Source organism: Streptomyces bambusae, assembly GCF_020532645.1.
GTDB classification, from domain to species: Bacteria; Actinomycetota; Actinomycetes; order Streptomycetales; family Streptomycetaceae; genus Streptomyces; species Streptomyces bambusae.
Genome location: NZ_JAJAUZ010000031.1, coordinates 78,921 through 97,320, shown reverse-complemented (window position 1 = coordinate 97,320; position 18,400 = coordinate 78,921). Strand labels below are relative to the sequence as shown.

General features: G+C 72.4%; 14 protein-coding genes. 6 read left to right on the top strand and 8 right to left on the bottom strand.

The genetic code is table 11. The annotated features are described in order from the left end of the window. Positions 1 to 465: 465 nt before the first annotated feature. Positions 466 to 2,727 carry a PA14 domain-containing protein gene (locus LG634_RS21895; RefSeq protein WP_226735604.1) on the top strand — a complete coding sequence of 754 codons (2,262 nt, stop codon included), beginning with the start codon at positions 466 to 468 and terminating at the stop codon, positions 2,725 to 2,727. 141 nt (positions 2,728 to 2,868) lie between these two features. Here the strand turns inward: LG634_RS21895 and LG634_RS21890 are convergent, their stop codons facing one another. The 3 genes from LG634_RS21890 to LG634_RS21880 all read right to left on the bottom strand — a co-directional run bounded on the left by LG634_RS21890 (position 2,869) and on the right by LG634_RS21880 (position 6,349). Next, entirely contained in the window at positions 2,869 to 3,381 is a 513-nt protein-coding gene (locus LG634_RS21890) for a lamin tail domain-containing protein (protein ID WP_226735603.1), read from the bottom strand. 353 nt (positions 3,382 to 3,734) lie between these two features. After that, entirely contained in the window at positions 3,735 to 4,799 is a 1,065-nt protein-coding gene (locus LG634_RS21885; RefSeq protein WP_226735602.1) for a cytochrome d ubiquinol oxidase subunit II, read from the bottom strand. Next, positions 4,796 to 6,349 carry a cytochrome ubiquinol oxidase subunit I gene (locus LG634_RS21880; protein WP_226735601.1) on the bottom strand — a complete coding sequence of 518 codons (1,554 nt, stop codon included), beginning with the start codon at positions 6,347 to 6,349 and terminating at the stop codon, positions 4,796 to 4,798. The genes LG634_RS21885 and LG634_RS21880 overlap by 4 nt, the downstream gene beginning before the upstream one ends. A gap of 379 nt (positions 6,350 to 6,728) precedes the next feature. Here LG634_RS21880 and LG634_RS21875 point away from each other — a divergent pair, with 379 nt between their 5' ends. From LG634_RS21875 to LG634_RS21860, 4 genes are all read left to right on the top strand, one after another. After that, the gene (locus tag LG634_RS21875; RefSeq protein WP_226735600.1) at positions 6,729 to 7,064 is read left to right on the top strand and encodes a hypothetical protein; all 336 of its coding nucleotides are present in this window, start codon (positions 6,729 to 6,731) and stop codon (positions 7,062 to 7,064) included. A gap of 10 nt (positions 7,065 to 7,074) precedes the next feature. Further along, positions 7,075 to 10,152, top strand: a complete 3,078-nt coding sequence (locus LG634_RS21870; RefSeq protein ID WP_226735599.1) for a tetratricopeptide repeat protein — start codon at positions 7,075 to 7,077, stop codon at positions 10,150 to 10,152. Positions 10,153 to 10,345: 193 nt separating this feature from the next. After that, entirely contained in the window at positions 10,346 to 13,042 is a 2,697-nt protein-coding gene (locus LG634_RS21865) for a DNRLRE domain-containing protein (RefSeq protein ID WP_226735598.1), read from the top strand. 134 nt (positions 13,043 to 13,176) lie between these two features. Then, the gene (locus LG634_RS21860; RefSeq protein WP_226735597.1) at positions 13,177 to 13,347 is read left to right on the top strand and encodes a hypothetical protein; all 171 of its coding nucleotides are present in this window, start codon (positions 13,177 to 13,179) and stop codon (positions 13,345 to 13,347) included. A 101-nt stretch (positions 13,348 to 13,448) separates the two neighbouring features. Here LG634_RS21860 and LG634_RS21855 read toward each other — a convergent pair whose 3' ends face one another. Together LG634_RS21855 and LG634_RS21850 are read right to left on the bottom strand one after the other, a co-directional pair. Beyond that, positions 13,449 to 13,940, bottom strand: coding sequence for an SRPBCC family protein (locus LG634_RS21855; protein WP_226735596.1), 492 nt, complete (start codon positions 13,938 to 13,940; stop codon positions 13,449 to 13,451). Positions 13,941 to 14,111: 171 nt separating this feature from the next. Then, positions 14,112 to 15,302: an MFS transporter gene (locus LG634_RS21850; RefSeq protein WP_226735595.1), complete on the bottom strand. Its 1,191-nt coding sequence runs from the start codon at positions 15,300 to 15,302 to the stop codon at positions 14,112 to 14,114. 155 nt (positions 15,303 to 15,457) lie between these two features. Here LG634_RS21850 and LG634_RS21845 point away from each other — a divergent pair, with 155 nt between their 5' ends. Continuing rightward, complete coding sequence (locus LG634_RS21845) at positions 15,458 to 16,033, top strand: NADPH-dependent FMN reductase (protein ID WP_226735594.1); 576 nt, start codon at positions 15,458 to 15,460, stop codon at positions 16,031 to 16,033. A gap of 82 nt (positions 16,034 to 16,115) precedes the next feature. Here LG634_RS21845 and LG634_RS21840 read toward each other — a convergent pair whose 3' ends face one another. The 3 genes from LG634_RS21840 to LG634_RS21830 form a co-directional block, all read right to left on the bottom strand. Then, complete coding sequence (locus LG634_RS21840; protein WP_226735593.1) at positions 16,116 to 17,033, bottom strand: GlxA family transcriptional regulator; 918 nt, start codon at positions 17,031 to 17,033, stop codon at positions 16,116 to 16,118. Positions 17,034 to 17,043: 10 nt separating this feature from the next. Then, positions 17,044 to 17,643: an isochorismatase family protein gene (locus LG634_RS21835; protein ID WP_226735592.1), complete on the bottom strand. Its 600-nt coding sequence runs from the start codon at positions 17,641 to 17,643 to the stop codon at positions 17,044 to 17,046. Between the two features lie 115 nt (positions 17,644 to 17,758). Beyond that, on the bottom strand, positions 17,759 to 18,361 hold the full coding sequence (locus LG634_RS21830; protein WP_226735591.1) for a TetR/AcrR family transcriptional regulator: 603 nt from the start codon (positions 18,359 to 18,361) through the stop codon (positions 17,759 to 17,761). Between the last annotated feature and the right edge of the window lie 39 nt (positions 18,362 to 18,400).

The window sequence follows — 18,400 nt, the reverse complement described above, 5'->3', positions numbered from 1 at the left end:
CGTCCTTTAGGGCGGGGAGGATGTCAAGGCAACGTCCCTTGCGTGTGCGCCGCCCATGTGCGGCGGCTCGGCGCCACCATTGTGCGGGGCCCATCACGCTCCGCCCCCAAGACGAGATACGTGTCCGCTCCATCACCCACGCCTTGGCCTCGGCCTTGAAACCCTTCGGAGGGCAGGGGGGCGTGCCGGTGAAGCACTACCACGAACAGCAGCGGTGCGACCTCTGCTGTGCCCACCCCGCCTCGTCCGCCTGGACGCACCGGTGCCCCGGGGGAATCCCTCCGGGGCGCCCGTCGCGTTCCTTCCGTGGCGCACCCTGGACGTGCGGCCCGCGGCAAGTGAATGACGTGATTCCACCCAAAACCCCTACCGCGAACGATCATTCGAATGGCACGATCGGGCGGCGTGCGCGCTTCGTGTGCGCCTCGTCACCCATCCCGCGATCGAAAGTGTGACCGTCCGCTGATGCCCATATCCCTCGGCGCGGGGCGCCGTACGGCCGGTGCGGCCGTGCTCTCCCTGGCCACCGCCCTGACCGGCCTCGCCTTCCCCGCCAGCGCCCAGGCGGCCGTGACCTGCAAGGCGGGCGTGTGGAAGGCCCAGTACTACGCCAACACCGCCTTCACCGGCACTCCGAAGGCCAGCGTCTGCGACACCTCCATCGCCGAGGACTACGGCCTCAAGGACCCCGCCGGCGTGACCCTGCCGAAGGACAACTTCGGCGTCCGCTGGAGCACCAGCCGCGACTTCGGCTCCGGCGGCCCGTTCGACCTGACCGTCGCCGTCCAGGACGGCGCCCGCGTCTACCTCGACGGCAAGCGCAAGATCGACCTGTGGCGCGACGTCAGGTCGAACCAGAAGAAGACCGTTCGCCTCACCGTCCCGCGCGGAGTCCACACCCTGCGCGTGGACTTCGCCGCTTTCACAGGCACCGCGAACGTCACCTTCGGCTACAAGCCCGTCATCGGCGCGGCCGACGACAAGGTCGCTCCTCTGGCCCCGGTCGGTCTGAAGGCCACCTACGACACGACCACCCTCAAGACGAGCCTGGCCTGGTCCCGCAACCAGGAGATGGACCTGGCCGGCTACCACCTCTACCGCCGCACCGGCAGCACCGGCACCTGGGGCCGGCTCAACACCGCCCCGATCACCGGCGCCACCTACACCGACGCACCCGCGGCCACCGGCGCCACCTACGAGTACGCCCTCCGCGCCCTCGACCGCTCCGGCAACCTCTCCCCGAGGTCCGCCCCGAAGAGCGTCGTCAGCGCCGACAAGACACCCACCGACGCCCCCACCGGACTCACGGCCTCGTACGACGCGTTCGGCGCCCATCTGTCCTGGTCCGCACCGACCGGGGCGACCTCCTACGAGGTGCAGCGCTCCCTCTCGGCCCAGGGGCCGTTCACCAACGTCGGCCCGCGCACCCAGAGCTCCGCCCTGACCGACCCGAGCCCCGTCGCCGGCACGACCTACCACTACCGCGTGCGGGCCCTGGACATCGCGATGAACGCCTCGCCGTACTCCGCGCCCGTCCAGCTCGTGGCCGAGGTCAAGCCCCTGCCGCCGACGAACGTCTCCGCCAACGGCTGGCTCGACCGCAACGCCATCGGCTGGAAGTACGAGGGCGAAGCGTCCCACCGGTTCCACGTCTACACCGCCGAGTCGGCCACGGGCCCGTGGACCCGGCTGACCGGAACCCCGGTCGCCGGCTCCTCCTACAACGACACCGCGGCACCCGTCGGCGAGCTGCGCCACTACCGGGTCACGACCGTCACGCCGCAGGGCCTGGAGTCGAGCCCGTCGGCGACGGCCTCGGCCACCCGCACCCGTGACACCACCCCGCCGCGCATGCCGTACGGCCTGGACGCGTGGAACGGCACCGACGGCGTCCACATCTCGTGGACGGCCAACACCGACGACACGGACCACTACCTCGTCATGCGCAAGCCGATGTTCGGCGCCTGGGAGCAGATCGCCGTGGTGCGGGACGTCAAGTACCTGGACACCTCCACCGCGCCCGACGTGCAGTTCGGGTACACCGTCCGCGCCGTCGACGCGGCCGGCAACGTCTCCACCATGCCGGAGCCCGGCTACGGCACCGTCTACGGCAAGCGCCTGCCGGTCCCCGTGCAGCCGGCCGCGCCCGCCTCGCTGAGCGCGACCGTCGAGAACGGCAACGTCACGCTGGAGTGGACCGCGAGCACCTCGGCCGACATCATCGGCTACTACGTCTACCGCACGACGACTTCGGACCCCACGCAGGCCTACTCGGTCTCCCCGCTCGTCACCGGGACGAAGTTCACCAACGAGAACGTGCCCGCCGGCCGCACCTGGCACTACGTGGTCCGTGCCATCGGCAAGAACTCCCAGTGGTCCGGCTTCTCGCCGATGGCCGAGGCCACCGTGCCCTGCCCGGTCACGAACGGACCGCCCACCCCCAAGATCACGGGCGGCGGCAGGGGCGCGGACTTCGTCCAGCTCAGCTGGGAGCCCGGAGCCTGCGACCAGGGCGCCACCGTCTCGTACAACGTGTACCGGTCCACGTCCGCTTCGGACGTCTTCACCCCTGAGCGCCGCATCGCCTCGGGCATCACGGAGCCGAGGTACACCGACCCCGGCCTGGCGCGGGCGTATTACTACTACGTCATCACCGCCGTGGCCGCCGACGGCACCGAATCGGCTCCGCAGACAAAGCCGTTCGAGATCTCGCTCATGGCGCCCTGACGCCCCGCCCGAGACGCAAGCGGCCCCCGCCGTCCGGACGCCTTCGCGCTTCCGGACGGCGGGGGCTTGTGCGATGGCTCCGGCCGACGAGGCGCTCGGAGGGCTCGCAGGGCTCGGAGGGCTCGGAACGGTGAGAACTCCTCAGGCGACCGTGGTCTCGTGGCAGTTGCCGGGACTCTTGGGCTCGCCCCAGTAGGGGCCCGTGCGGCAGGTCTTCTGGAACGAGGCGTCGTCGGGCCGGTGGAGGAAGGCCAGGGCGTTGGTGTTGTTCCAGCGGTGGCCCGCGGAGTTCCAGTACACGTGGCCCAGCTTGGTGCCGTTCGAGCCGGTGTTGCGGCCGGGACCGGTGTGCAGCCGTACGGTCTTCCCGGGGCGCAGGACGTAGCGTCCGAAGACGTACTCGCCCTGCGTCCAGGTGGCGACCCGCCACCCCTTCAGGTTGACCGAGCGGCTGGTGTGGTTGTGGACGTCGATCCACTCGCCGTTGCGCGATTTGGCGGAACGGGTGTCCTTGCCCGGGCTGTTGAACGAGAACGCCCCGAAGTGCACGCTGTGCACGTGCCGCCCGCCGGCGGCGGAGGCGGGCGCCGAGCCGAGCCCCCCGAGCAGTGCCGCCGTCGTCGCGGCGACGGCTGTGGACCGGATGATGCGCATGAGTTCTCCCCCTGGAGTCGCCTGCATCCGGCGGACCTGCCGTCCGGATGACCGGCGAGCATGATCATCCACGGTGGCGGCCCCGGGCAACTCCGCCGCGCCGCTCCGCCGCGAGGTGGGCGTCGTGCCGGCCTGCGGACGCCCACGGCTTCCGCTCCACCCGCCCGCTCAGGCCCGGCTGGACGGTCCTCGGCCCGATCGACGACATCGCCCGCGAGGCGAAACAGTTCCCGTAAGGGCCTGCGGAACGCCGCCGTCCGTGCCAACAACGCCGCGCTCGGCGCCGACCTCGCGCCGGACCGACCAGACCGAACCGGTCGAGGACGATGAAGTCAGGCACCGGCACCGTCCCGTCAGCCGCCGCCCACCGTCCCGTCACCGCCTGTGGCGCCGCCGCTGCTCCTGCGCAGATCCGAGTCGCTGAGTTCCTCCAGCTCCCCATGGGTGTCCAGCCAGTACAGGAGGACCACCGCCGGCACGACGAGCAGCAGGGCCACCAGTGTCACGACGCCCAGCCACGTCAGGGTGGCGGGTGCGCCCGCCGCGTCGGCCACGGTCAGGGAGGTGGGGAGAAGATAGGGGCGCTGCGCCATGCCCCAGGCGAGCACGGAGGAGGCGACCGCCCCGACCGCCGCGACACGGACCCACACCCCGGGCACCCGCAGGAGCAGCACACCGGTCGCCACGGCGGACACCACCGCCACGGCGACGAAGAACAGCCCCGCGCCGCGGGTCAGGCCGTGCCACACGTGGGGGGAGTCGTCGTGGAGGACGAACGCCGTGACCACTGCCAGGACGGCGAGCACGCCGAGGCTGCCCAGTGCCCGCCACCGGAAGTAGCCGACCAGGTCGGGTGCGTCGAACCGGCGGGCGTCCCCGGTGAGGAACACCGCGCCGAGGAACGCCGTTGCCGTGACGGCACCCAGCCCGAACACCAGCGAGGTCGGCCCGGCCCAGGCGTGCGCCGACGCCTCGGTACCGGGCGCCACCCGCCCCGACGCCACGCCGCCCACCGCGGCCCCGAGGAAGAACGGTGTCACCACCGAGGCCACGGCGAACACCGCACCGTACAGCCGGCGGCCGGCCAGCCGCCGGGACGGTTTGCGGAACACGAAACCGGCCCCGCGCAGGACCATGCCGACGACGGCCAGCGCCAGCGGCACCCACATGGCAGAGAACACGGCCTGGAACAGGACGGGGAACCCGGTCCACATGATGACGAGGACGAAGATCAACCAGACGTTGTTCACCTCCCACACGGGAGCCATCGCATGGTCGACGAGCCACCGGGCACGGCTGCCGCGCCGCGCCCCGCCGGCCGTCAGGTCCCAGAACCCGGCCCCGTAGTCGGTGCCGCCCGCGCAGGCGTACGCGGCGACGGCGAGGAGCAGTACCACGGCGATTAGATCGGCGGTCACCGGCGCCCCTTCCCGGTCCGTCCCGGCCCGGCCGGCGGGCTGTCACCGCCGACCGGGCTGTCACCGCCGACCGGTCCGTCACCGTCGGCGGGTCCGTCACCAGTCCGCCGCGGGCGGCCGCGCCCGACGGGCAACGGTCCGCGCGGCCCGTAGGGGGCGTCCGTCTCCGGCGCGGGTGGAGGTCCCCCGGCGGTGTGCTGCGCGTCCGCGAGCCGCCAGCGTTTGCGCATGCTCAGCAGGACGGCCAGGAACGAGCCGAAGAGGAACACGTACACGACGACCACGATGCCGAACATCACCCACAGGGTGGTCGAGCGGGTCGCTGTGACGGCTTCCGCGACCCGCATGTTCTCGTACACGATCCACGGCTGCCGGCCCACCTCGGCGGCGACCCACCCGGCCTCCACGGTCACGACGGCGCCGACGCCGGCACAGGCCGCGCAGCGGTAGAACCACTTCGATGCCGGCAGCCGCCGGTACCGGAGCCAGATCAGGCCGTACCAGAGGGCGAGGACCACCAGAGCCGACCCCACCAGCACCATGACGTCGAACGCCCAGTGCGCGATGGTCGCCTGAGTGGCCGTCGGCCGCTGATCGGGCGGTACGGACGACAGGCCGCGCACCTCGGTGTCGACGCTGAATCCCGCCAGCAGTGAATCGAGCATGGGGATGCGGATGCCGCCCTTGACGCTGCCGTCCTCCTGGAGCCGCCCGAAGATGTACTCCGGCACCCGGGTGTCGGTCTTCCAGACGATCTCCATGGCGGCGAACTTCACCGGCTGCTTGTGGAACACCGACCGGGCGAGGGAGTCACCGAGGACGAACTGGACGGGGGTCGCCACGGCGGCGATGGTGAACGGCAGGGCGAATCCCAGCCGGTGGTAGTGGTCGCGCCGTCCCCGCAGCCAGCCCGTCGCGTAGACGCCGGACACCATGAAGCCCGCGGTGAGGACCATCGCCACCACGAAGTGCCAGTACTGCGGCCCGAACATCGGCGTGAAGATCGCCTTCCAGACGTCCACGTTGACGGGCTTGCCCTGCGCGTCGAGGGTGAACCCCCGGGGGGTGTTCATCCACGAGTTCGCAGCGAGGATGCCGAACGCGCCGAGCAGCGCGGCGGCCGGCAGCGGCAGCCCGAGCAGGAAGTGCGTCCGTGGCTTCAGCCGCCGCCACCCGTACAGGTAGATCGCGATCAGCACGGCCTCCAGGAAGAACGCCCAGGCCTCCACACCGAATCCGATGCCGAACACATCGCCCCACCGGCCCATCAGACCGGGCCAGAGCAGGCCGAACTCGAAGGAAAGCACGGTGCCGGTCACGATGCCGAGCGCGAACTGCACCGCCATCACAGCCGACCACCGCCGGGCCAGCAGCAGGGCCGCGGGGTCCTTGCGGCGCAGCCCCCGGTAGTGCATCACGAGGGTGATGAACGGGAAGGCGACGCCCAGGGGCACGAGGATGATGTGCGACGCCAGGGTGAACGCCATGAGTTCCCTGGCCGGGAGCAGCTGCGCCGGGGCATCCGCCAGCAGATGGAACGAGGGGGGCATACAGGCCTTCGCTGTCGAGGACGGTCCGGAAGGCCACGCAACCACCGGTACTCCTCCCGGCAGCGGACCGGTCACCCCCGATGGGCCGTTAGGCCGATCACCTTCCTCCGGTCGGGGCCCCGGTGAGACGGCCGTATCGTCCGCGGCAGCACCCGGCCGGACCGAGGGTCTGCTCCACCTACCGGGCGACAAACGAGGGCGCCGTGTCCGGCTGCCGGCGAGGCGGCCGCGCTCAGCGGTACGGCGAACGATGGTCCTGCACCCGGACTGCGACATCGGAGCAGTCCGTTTTCTTGGTCGTGCCGAAGGCTCCGGGGGAGAATGGGGCGTGGTGGACCGCCGGTTGGCCGGCGGTGTGTGTCGGGGTGAGGGGGCGGCCGTGTCGCAGGGGAAGAAGATCGCGGTCATCGTGCTGGCGACGGCCGGCGTTTTGTCCACACCGCTGATCTGGCTGCTCGACAGCCCGGATGCGGGGCAGCTGGCCGGGGCCACGGTCCAGGCCGCCGTGGGTATCGCTGCTCTGGTCTGGGCGCTGCTCCAACGACTCCCCTCCGCCGGGCCCACGGACCGGGCCGGCCGGACCGGCAAGGCCGAGCGCGGTGGCACGTCCGGTATCCGGCGGCCCGGCGGCCGGGGGCGCGGCTCGGCCACGGCCGACCGGACCGGGGATGCAAGCGGCGCGAACTCCGTCTCCGGCATCGACTACTCGAACTAGAGTCGCAGCCATGACGAAGGCGCCATGGCGAACGGTGTGGGACAAGGAGCCGGAGCCGTCCTTGACCGTGTCGGACACCGGCAACGCCGAGGCCTCCGGAGACGAAACAGCGGTGTCCGGTTACCACGGGCCCCGTCCGGGAAGCGGCGGAGTCCCCGCGGCGGTACGGCTGTCGGGTACCGGCGATGCGACGGCCACGCACGGCGGCACGTCCATCAGCGGCTACGTTCACACGCTCAGCGTGCAGCAGCGTCCGTTGCGGGAGCCGGCTCCCTGGCCGCATCAGGTGGGCGTGGTCCCTTCTCCGGCGCGGTCGTTCCAGCACCGCAGGGAGGCGGACCGCCTGCGGACCGCGGTCGAAGGCGGGGGCACCGCCGTACTCTCCCAGGTGCTGACCGGGATGGGCGGGGTCGGCAAGACCCAACTCGCTGCCGACTACGCCCGCGCCGCCTGGGCCGACGGCAGTCTGGACGTCCTGGTCTGGGTCACCGCCGGCACGCAGGCGGCCGTCGTGAGCGGATTCGCCCAGGCGGGTGTCGAATTGTGCCGCGCCGACCCCGACAACCCCGAACAGGCCGCGCGCCAGTTCCTGGCCTGGCTGGCTCCCAAACCCGGGCAGCGACCGTGCCGGTGGCTGATCGTCCTCGACGACCTTGCCGATCCGCGCGACCTCGTGGTCCACCAGGACGACCCCGCCCGCCGCTTCAGCCTGTGGCCGCCCGCCGGCCCGCACGGCCGGACGCTCCTCACCACCCGCCGCCGGGACGCCGCCCTCTTCGGCGAAGGCCGCCGCCGTGTCGAGGTCGGCCTGTTCACCCCGCAAGAGTCCGTCGCCTACCTCACCGCGTCCCTGAACGCCCAGGGCCGCACCGAGCCGGCCGACCAGCTCGCAGTCCTCGCCGATGACCTCGGTCACCTGCCTCTCGCCCTGGCCCAGGCCACCGCCTACCTCGTCGACTCGGGCGAGACCGCGGCCTCGTACCGTCAGCTGCTGGCCGACCGCGCCACCGTGCTCGATCACCTCACCCCCGACGCACTGCCCGACGAGCAAGCCACCGCCCTCGCCGCCTCCTGGTCCCTGTCGATGGAGCGTGCCGACACTCTTCGCCCCGCGGGCCTGGCACGCCCCATGCTCCACCTCGCCGCCTTCCTCGATGCCAACGGCATCCCCCAAGACGTCCTCACCAGTCAGGCGGCCCGCGCGTACCTTGCCGTGCACCGCACCGCAACCGACCCTGCACGGCAGGAAGCCCCCGTATCCGCCACGGAAGCAGTGCGCGCCCTGCGCGCTCTGGACCGGCTCAGCCTCATCGACCACCAGCCAGGCACCCTCCGGCAATCCGTCCGCATCCACCAGCTCGTCCAGCGCGCCACCCGCGACACCCTCAGCCCCCACCAGCACGACCAGGCCGCTCGCAGCGCCGCCGACGCCCTCGTCGACGCCTGGCCCGAGATCGAGCGCGACACCGACCTGGCCCAGAGTCTCCGTACGAACACCGCCGCCCTCACCCGTCATGCGGAAGGCGCCCTGTACCGGTCGGAGGCACACAGAGTGCTGTATCTCCACGGAAGAAGCCTCGGAGAATCCGGACAAGCCGCTGCTGCCATCGACCATTTCCAATGGCTCCTTCGCATCGCTGGCAGCCGCTTCGGCCCCGACCACCCCGACACCCTGTTCACGCGGGGCAACCTCGCGACGTCGTGTGGGCAGGCCGGGGATGCGGCCGGCGCCGTGCAGGCCTTCGGCGAGCTCCTGACGGACCGGGAGCGCCTGTCGGGAAAGGACCACCCTCACACGCTCACCGCCCGGAACAACCTTGCCCTCTGGCGGGGGGAGGCGGGTGACGCGGCCGGCGCCGCCCAGGCCTTCGCCGACCTGCTGACCGATCAGATACGGGTGCTGGGTCCCGACCACCCCCACACGCACACCACGCGGGGCAACCTCGCGACGTGGCGTGGGCACGCCGGGGATGCGGCCGGCGCCGCCCAGGCCTTCGCCGACCTGCTGACCGATCAGCTGCGTGTGCTGGGTCCCGACCATCCCAACACGCTGACCGTTCGCAACAACCTCGCTCTCTGGCGGGGGGAGGCGGGTGACGCGGCCGGCGCCGCGCAGGCTTTCGCCGACCTCTTGGAGGACCGGGAGCGCGTTCTGGGCCCCGACCACCCGTACACCCTCGCTGCTCGGGGCAACCTCGCCACCTGGCGGGGGGAGGCGGGTGATGCGGCCGGCGCCGCGCAGGCTTTCGCCGAGCTTCTCGAGGACCGGGAGCGTGTTCTGGGCGAAGACCACCCCCGCACCCTGACCACTCGGAACAACCTTGCCCTCTGGCGGGGGGAGGCGGGCGATGCGGCCGGCGCGGCGGAGGCCTTTGCCGACCTTCTGGAGTCCACGGTGCGGGTCCTGGGTCCTGACCACCCCAACACCCTGACTGCCCGGAACAATCTGGCCACCTGGCGGGGGCAGGCGGGCGATGCGGCCGGCGCCGCGCAGGCTTTCGCCGAGCTTCTGGAGGACCGGGAGCGCGTTCTGGGCGAAGACCACCCTCACACGCTGACCACCCGGAACAACCTCGCCACCTGGCGCGGGCACGCCGGGGACATGACCGGCGCGGCGGAGGCCTTTGCCGACCTTCTGGAGTCCACGGTGCGGGTCCTGGGTCCCGACCACCCCCACACGCTCACCGCCCGGAACAACCTCGCTCTCTGGCAGGGGGCCGCCGGTGATGCGGCCGGCGCCGCGCAGGCCTTCGCCGAGCTGCTGAGCGATCATCTGCGGGTGCTGGGTGCCGACCACCCCAACACGCACACCACGCGGGCCAACTTCGCGACGTGGCGTGGGCAGGCCGGGGATGCGGCCGGCGCTGCCCAGGCCTTCGCCGAGTTGCTGACCGATCAGCTCCGGGTGCTCGGCCCCGACCATCCGGACCTCCACACCACCCGGTACAACCTCGCTCTCTGGCGCGGTGCCGCGGGAGATGCAGCGGGCGCCGAGCAGGCCATCACCGACCTCCTGCGCTCCGTCGTAGGCCTCGTGGACCTCGATGACGTCGACCTGGAGATCATCAGGTGGGGACCCGACCACTGACGGAAGGCGCGGTACGGGGAAAGCCGGCCGGGACCGTTCGGCCCGCCGGTTGGGGTCCATTGACCGTCCCTTGAAGGACTTTAGCCCCTGCTTACCTCCGTTTTACCTCTGCTTTGATCTTGCAGGTCAACCAAAGTTGATCAGGCCCGCCCGGCCCCGTCGGCGCGGACCTGTCGTACAAGCAAGGACCTGCATGTCGTCGATACGGCGTAGATACTCCGGATCCATCGCGGTGGGGGGCGTCTCGGCGCTGACCGCGCTCGCCCTGCTCGGCCCGGCCGCCCCGGCCGTTGCGGCGGAGCAGCCCGGCCCGGGCGCCACGCCCCAGGCCCCGTCGGCCGGAAGGCCCGGCACGCACGACGCGGCCGCCGCCGTACGGGAGGCCGTACGCGCGAAGGACCCGCTGGGCGGGCCCGTCACCGAGGCCACCACCGCGGAATCGGCCCTGCTCGCCGCCGAGGTGTACGGCCGTCAGGTCGAGGTCCTCGACCGGCGGACCGAGACCTCCACCACCTGGGCCAACCCCGAGGGAACCCTGACCACGACGGTCTCGGGCGGCCCGGTGCGGATACTCAAGGACGGTGCGTGGACCGAGGTGGACGCCACCCTGCACCGCCGGGCCGACGGCACCGTCGAGGCGGAAGCGCACCCCGGCGAGCTGAGGCTGGCCGGTCCCGGAGGCGCCCGGGCCCGCTCGGCGCGGGCCGCGGCCGAGGCCCCCGCCTCCGCGGCCCGGGACCTGATCACCCTCGGCACCGGCGACGACACCATCGGCGTGCAGTGGAAGGGCGGACTGCCCGCCCCGGTCCTCGACGGCCCCAAGGCCACCTACCGCGATGCCGTACCCGGCGCCGACCTCGTAGTCGACGCCACCCGTACCGGCTTCGAGCAGTTCCTCAGCCTCAAGCAGCGGCCGGCCGACGGCGGCGCACCGATGACGCTGCCGCTGCGGATCCCCGGGCTGACCGCAACCCAGCAGCCGGACGACTCCGTGGTGTTCGCCGACCGCGAGAGCGGCGAGCCGGTCGCCACCATGCCCGCGCCCGTCATGTGGGACGCACAGGTCGACGAGCGGTCCGGGGAGCGCAAGCGCACCGCCCGGGTGCCGATGACGGTCGCCCAGGACGGGGACACGGTCGAGCTGAGGCTCACCCCGGACCGGAAGTTCCTCACCGACCCCGCGACGAAGTACCCGGTGACCATCGACCCGGCCACCGACACGCTCTCGGTCCTGTTCGACACCTTCGTCCAGGGCGGCGACACCACCGACCAGTCGGCCTCCACCGACCTCAAGATCGGCTGGCCCGGCGACCACGCGGGCGGCACCAAGCGCACCGCCCGCTCCTTCATCACCTGGGAGACCGGCCAGTTCGCGGACGCCCTGGTCACGGACGCGAAGCTGTCGCTGTACAACTACCACTCCTGGTCCTGCGAGAAGCGCGGCTGGGAAGTGTGGGCGGCGGACCCGGCGGACACCTCCAGCCGCTGGACCAAGCAGCCCGCACTGCGCCAGAAGGCCGCCACCTCCACCGAGACCCGCAGCGGCGCCTGCAACAACGCGGGCCGCGTGACCGCCGACGTCACCGAACTGGCGAAGACCTGGGCCAGTGCCAAGGCGGCGACCGGATCGGTGGCCCTCAAGGCCGTCGACGAGTCGGACACGTACGCGTGGAAGCGCTTCCACTCCTCCGAGACCACGGAGGACAAGGTCCCGCAGCTGACCGTCACCTTCAACTACCGTCCCAGGAACGGCGCCAACCTCCAGGCCGGCGCTCCTTTCCACAGCGAGGGCGGCGTCTACAAGGTCAACAGCCTGACTCCCACCCTCCGGTTCACCACCGAGGACGTCAACGAGGACGACAGCGTCCAGGGCACCTTCGAAGTCAAGGACAAGGCCACCGGTGAGGTGGTCGCCCTGTTCAACTCGCCGTTCGTGCGCTCCGGCGAGACGGCCGCGGCCAAGGTGCCGGCCGGCAAACTGTCGTCCGGCCGCGCGTACACCTTCCGTACGACGGCCTACGACGGCCTGCACTACGCCAACGGCTGGTCGGACCCGGTGACCTTCACCGTGGACACCGCCTGGCGCCCGGGCCCGGCGATCGAAGCCCTCGGGGCGGCCAACGCGGCCCTCGACGCCGCCGACATCACCCCGGCCACCACCAGCGACACCCGGTTCGCGGCCATCGCGCAGACGGCGACGGGCACGGTCACCGTCCCCTGGGACGCCCGGGGCAGCATCGAGGTCAAGCCGGACGACATCGCCGGCGTCGGCATCGGATCGGGGGCGGGCCCGCAGCGCGGCGTCAACCTCAACGGCAGCGTGGTCCACGCCGACGCCGCTTCCCCCGTGGACACCGTCGTCCAGCCCACCCTCGCGGGCGGCAGCCGGACCCTCCAGGTCATCAAGAACGCCACCGCACCGCGCGAGTACCGGGTGCCGATCACCCTGGCGCCCGGCGCTGCGCTGCGCGAGCAGCCGGACGGCTCCATCGTGATCGTCTCCGCAGACCCGGACGAGCCGGTCGCCGCGATCAACGCCCCCTGGGCGAAGGACGCGCACGGCAGGCCGGTGCCCACGTCCTACCGCCTGGAGGGACAGACCCTGATCCAGACGGTGGGCTTCGACGCGAACACGGCCTTCCCCGTGGTCGCCGACCCCTGGTGGAACCCGTTCAGCTGGAAGTGGAAGAAGATCGGACGGGTCGTCAAGAACGCCGCGAAGAAGTGCGGGGTCGGCGCCCTCGCCGCCTACGTGCCCGTCCAGTCGCACCACGTCTCCGTCAACATCCAGCGTGCCCGCGCCGGACTGCGGATGGTGAAGTTCGCCGGCGGTCCCTGGGGCTTCGTCTCGGTCGCGGCCGCGGGCTGCCTGATGGGACAGCTGTCGTGACCGGCGCGCGGGACGAGCGGGCTGAAGGGCGGCCGGGGAGGCGGCCCGGCGGGAGGCGTACCGGTGGGTCCTGCGCCGGGAGGGCCCTGGGCTGGAAGGGCGAGCGCGGACCCGGCGGGCGCAGGACGGCCGCCGTGGAACTCGCCGTCCTGCTGGCCGTCCTCACGACGACCGCGCTCACCCTGCGCGCCCTCACTCCGGTCCCCGTCTGGGCGGCCGTGGCGATCGGAGCCTGTGCGGCCGCGGCCGCGACCCGGCTCCACCCGGGCGCCCGCATCCTGCGCGCCCTCCCGCACCGCGACTGACGACCCCGGGCGCCGTGTGCCCAGTGGCTCAGGGGCGAAGCGGTGGAGCGGTGGAGCGGTGGAGCGGTCAGGGGCGGTCTCCGAGAGACCGCCCCTGACCGCTATCCCTCCTCCAGCACGTTCGCCGCGCGGGCCAGTACGCCTGCCATGTCGGCCGCGAGCATCTCCGCACGCCACCGGACGATCCCGTCGGCGTCGGCGCCGCGAGCGGAAGCCATCTCACGGACCAGGCTGGCGCCCGGCCCGTGCTGGAACCGCTGGGTGACCAGGGTGCCCGCCTCGCGCGGCGCCAGGTCGTAGCTCCAGGTCGACGAGGGGCTGGCCGGGTCGGAGACGCACCACACGAAACGGGTGGGCGCTTCGGAGGCCAGGACGTGGCAGGTGACGCTCCATTCCATCCCGCCCCGCCGGTTCGTCGCCCGGAACCGTGCCCCCTCGGACACGGGCCGGTCCAGCCAGCTGGCCTCGACCACCTCGGGGCTCCAACGCGCCATTTCCGGGACGTCGGTCAGCATGGCCCACACCTGCTCGGGCGGGGCGGCGATGTACTGCTCCACTTCGACGCGTAAGGCGTCCAACGGGTCGGCTCTCATGGGCCCGAACCTATCGGCCGCGACCGCCTCCGGCAGGCGCTTCCGGGAGGTGCTTCCAGGAGGTGCTTCCGTGCACCCCGCCCGGTGGACCCGACCGGCCACGAGGGCGCCCGGGTCCCGGCACCGTCACCGGGAATGCCCCGGCCCCGAGCACGTGGGACCCGGAGCCTGTCACTGCCGTTCCGTCCCCGCCGGCCGGTACAGCAGGTAGGCGCCGGCCGCGCTGACGAGCAGCAGCATGCAGCCGATGAAGACGAAGCCCGCACGCTCCAGGTCCCACCGGTCGGAGAGCAGGCCCACGCCGATCACCGGGAGTGAGATGCCCGTGTACGCGACGACGAACAGCGCCGAGAGCACCGCGGCGCGCCGGTCGGCCGGTGCGGCCGCTGCCACCGTCGTCAGGGAGGCGCGGAAGGCCAGGCCCTGGCCGATCCCGCCGAGGACGGCCGACAGGACGACGAGGGCGAGGAGGCCCGTCCACAGCGCCCCGGCCAGGAGGGCCAGCGCGGCGAACAGGACGGCGCAGCCCACGGGCAGGGAGCGCGCCACGCCGACACGGTCGACGCCCAGCTGCCCGAGCATCGAGGAGAAGAAGGCCAGGGCCACCACCAGGCCGCTCACCGCACGGTGGTCGACGTGGAGGGAGCCGGCGAGGAAGGCGGGACTCACCGAGGCGAACAAGCCGAACAGCGCGAAGCCGACGAAGGAGGCGATCGCCGCAGGTGCGAACACCGCCCGGACCTGTGGGGGCAGCGCAAGACCGGAGGGTCGTACGCTTGCCGCGGGCCGCCGGTCCGTCACGGTCTCCGGAAGCCGCACCAGGACGACGGCCGCCACGGCCAGGAAGGCGAGGTGGACGGCGAAGGGCACCACCAGGGGGTGGGCGGCGTACTCCGCCAGCACCCCGGCCAGCAGGGGCCCGCACCCCAGACCGCCCGTGTTGGCGGCCGTCGCGACCGGCGTCGCCCGCGCCCGGCCGCCCGGGGGCGCGAGTTCCATCACGTACGCCGTGGCCGCCCCGGTGAACAGGCCGGCCGACAGCCCGGACAGCAGTCGGCCGGCGTAGAGCCAGCCGAGAGCGTCCGCGGCCAGGAAGCTGACGGCGCTCGCGGCCGCGAAGCCGAGTCCCCACAGCAGGGCCGGCCGGCGTCCGACGGCGTCCGAGACGTTGCCCGCGAGCAGCAGCACGGCCATGACCCCGAAGGCGTACACCGCGTACACGACCGTCACCGTCAGCCCGGAGAAGCCGAACTTCTCCTCGTAGAGCAGGTACAGCGGCGTCGGGAGGGTGGTGCCGGCCATGCACACGACGAACACCGCTCCCGCGAGCAGGCACTGCGACCAACCCCGACGATCTTCCATGCAGCAGACCGTACCTCCGGTCGACACCCGCCACCGCGGAACCGGGCGGCCACGCACGGGCGAAGGGCGCCGGTATCTCCGGAGCCGCCGTGCCCCTCCCGGGCAGGTCGGCGGACTCCACGCCAACAGCTGTGACAGCCAAGTAAGTTGGGCGGATGACCATCGATCCAGTGATCCTGCTGCTCTCCGGAAGCGTCCGGGCCGGCTCCTCCAACGAGTCCGTGCTGCGCACCGCGCGTGCCGTGGCCCCCGCATCCGTGCGCACCGTCCTCTACGACGGCCTGGCAGGCCTTCCCCACTTCAACCCCGACGACGACCGGGACCCGCTGCCGCCCGCGGTGGCCGGGCTGCGTGCGGCGATAGCCGCGGCGACCGCGGTGCTCATCTGCACCCCGGAGTACGCCGGCACCCTGCCCGGCGCGTTCAAGAACCTGCTGGACTGGACGGTCGGCGGGACCGAGATCTCCGGCAAGGCCGTCGCCTGGGTCAACGCGGCCGCACCCGGGCGGGGCGAGGGTGCGGAGGCCACGCTGCGGACAGTACTCCGCTACACCGGCGCCGACATCGTGGAGCCCGCCTGCCTGCGGCTGCCGGTGGACCGCCGGATGATCGATGCGGACGGACTGGTCTGCGACGAAGCGGTACGGGAACAACTCGGCAAAGCCGTGGCCCTGCTGGTGGCGTCCCCCGCAGCGGCAGCGGCAGCGGCAGCGGTCACCGACGCACCGTGAGCCGCGGGGGAGTGCGCGGAGCAGCGCACGCCGACCCGCCGGGGCCGCGGAGCGGGCGGCCACGGACCGAACGGCAGAACTGCTACCGGCCGATCTCGCGGGACCGCAGGCGGCGCAGCATGCGGGGGTCCTCGAAGCCGACCGCGCGGGCGGCGGCATCCACCGTGGTGCCGTGGCCGATCAGGTGCTCGGCGCGTTCGAGGCGCAGGGTCTGCTGGTAGCGCAGCGGGGTGAGGCCGCCGGTGGCCCGGGTGAACAGGCGGGTGAGGGTGCGTTCGCTCACGCCCACCGCCGCGGCGAGGGCGGACAGGGGCAGCGGCCGGTCGAAGCGGGCGTCGAGCAGGTCCTGGGCGCGGTGCACGGTGTCGTCGAGGTGGGACCGGTACCGGAGCATCGCGCTGGCCTGCGGTTCGTGGCCGTTGCGCCGTGCGTAGACGACCATGTCCCGGGCCACTTGGGCGGCGACGGCGGGGCCGTGCCGGGTGGCGATCAGGTGGAGGGCCAGGTCGATGCCGCTGGCGATGCCGGCCGAGGTGACGACCCGGTCGTCGGCGGTGTACAGGACATCGCGGACGACCGTCGCCCCGGGGTGGCGGCGTGCGAGTTCGTCCTGCACGTCGTGGTGGGTGGTGCAGCGGCGGCCGTCGAGCAGGCCGGCCCGGCCGAGTGCATCCGCTCCCGCGCAGACGCTGGCGACGGTCCCGCCCCTGGCGTGGTGGTCCCGGAGGGCCTGCAGCGCGGCCGCACCGATCACAGGGCCGTCGGCCAGGGTGTGCGCCCGCCAGCCGGGCACCACGATCAGGTCCTCGGGGCCGAGCTCCGGCCAGGAGAGGCCGGCCGCCAGGGGCAGGCCCTGGGCCGTGGGGACCAGCGGCTGCTCGGCGACGTAGCCGAGCGTGTAGGGGTGCCCGAAGTCGGCGGCCGTCGAGAAGACCTGTGCGGGGCCCGCCAGGTCCAGCAGATGGAGTCCGGGCACCAGCAGGAAGACGATGTGGCTCACGATCCGGTCATCATGCCCGAGACCGGGCCGCAGCCTCCAGTTCCCCGACCGTGGCGATGGTGGCGAAGCGTCCGGCGAGGGCGTACTCGGTCCGCCTGATGACTTCCTCGGCGCTCAGCGTACGGGGGTCCGACAGCAGTTCGGCGACGGTCTGCCCGGGGGGAGCGTCGCGGTGTGCGATGGGGTTGGTCGCGGTGGCGTCGATGACGAAGGTGACCTGGTAGCCGAAGTCGCTCGCGACGCGGGTCGTGGTCTCCACGCACTGCTCGGTGCGGATGCCGCAGACGGTCAGCTCGTGGATGCCGCGCTCCGTCAGGAGCTGCTGCAGGTTGGTGGTGGTGAACGCGTTGTGCGAGGTCTTGTGGATCAGCGGGTCTCCCTCCAGCCGCTCCAACCCGTCCATCAGGCGGACATGGCCGAGGGCCGGATCGAAGACGTCGCCGCTGCCGGGCTCGGAGTGAAGCACCCACACCACCAGGTCCCCGGCCTGCCGGGCGAGCCGGACCAGCCGGTCCACCCGGTCGGCGATGTCCAGGTCGGAGATGGTCTCCCACAGGGGGCGGGCGCGGAAGGATTCCTGGACGTCGATGACGATCAGTGCTCGGTTCATGCCCCCAGCCTGACCGGTGCACCGGGCGCGGCGACAGGCCCCATCAGGTCCCGGCCCGGACCGATCCGGTCACGCCCGGATGCACGACGACACGATGCGGGCCGCACCGGGCCCCTCAGTGGTCACCGCCCGCGTGCTCAGCGGGGGACGGGCCCAGGACCATGGTGACGAGGTGTTCCAGCGCGGCCGTCGCGCCCGGGTCCCGGGGCAGTACCTCGGGTGCGACGGCGGGTGCGATCCGGCGCAGTTCCAGCCAGCCCAGGTAGGCGGCGTACCCGGCCAGTGCCCGGTGCCGGGCCTCCTGCGGCCCGAGTCCCAGCGCGCCGAACACCTCGGCCAGGAAGTCGAGCCGGGCACGGGTGACCCGGGTGACGACCTCCGCGACCGCCGGGTGGTCGGCGTGAGCGGCGAGCGCGGGCTCCAGCCCGGCTATCTCCTCGCTGCCCAGGGCCGCGGCGAACAGCGCGCGCGCCCGGGTCCAGGGGTCGTCCTCGGCCCGGACCGCGGCGATGACGTCCGTGGTGGCGCGCAGCTCCCAGGTTTCGAGGGCTGCCACGAGCAGCGCTTCGCGGTTCTCGAAATGCCAGTAGAAGCTGCCGCGCGAGACCTGCAGTTCCCGCCCCAGCACGTCCACCGCCACGGCCTTGACGCCGCCGCGGGCCAGCGCGTGGAGCGCCGCCATCGTCCAGTCTTCCCTGCTGACTCTCCCCTTGGCCATGTTCCGTACAGTACTGTACGGAACATCCGTACAGCAGTG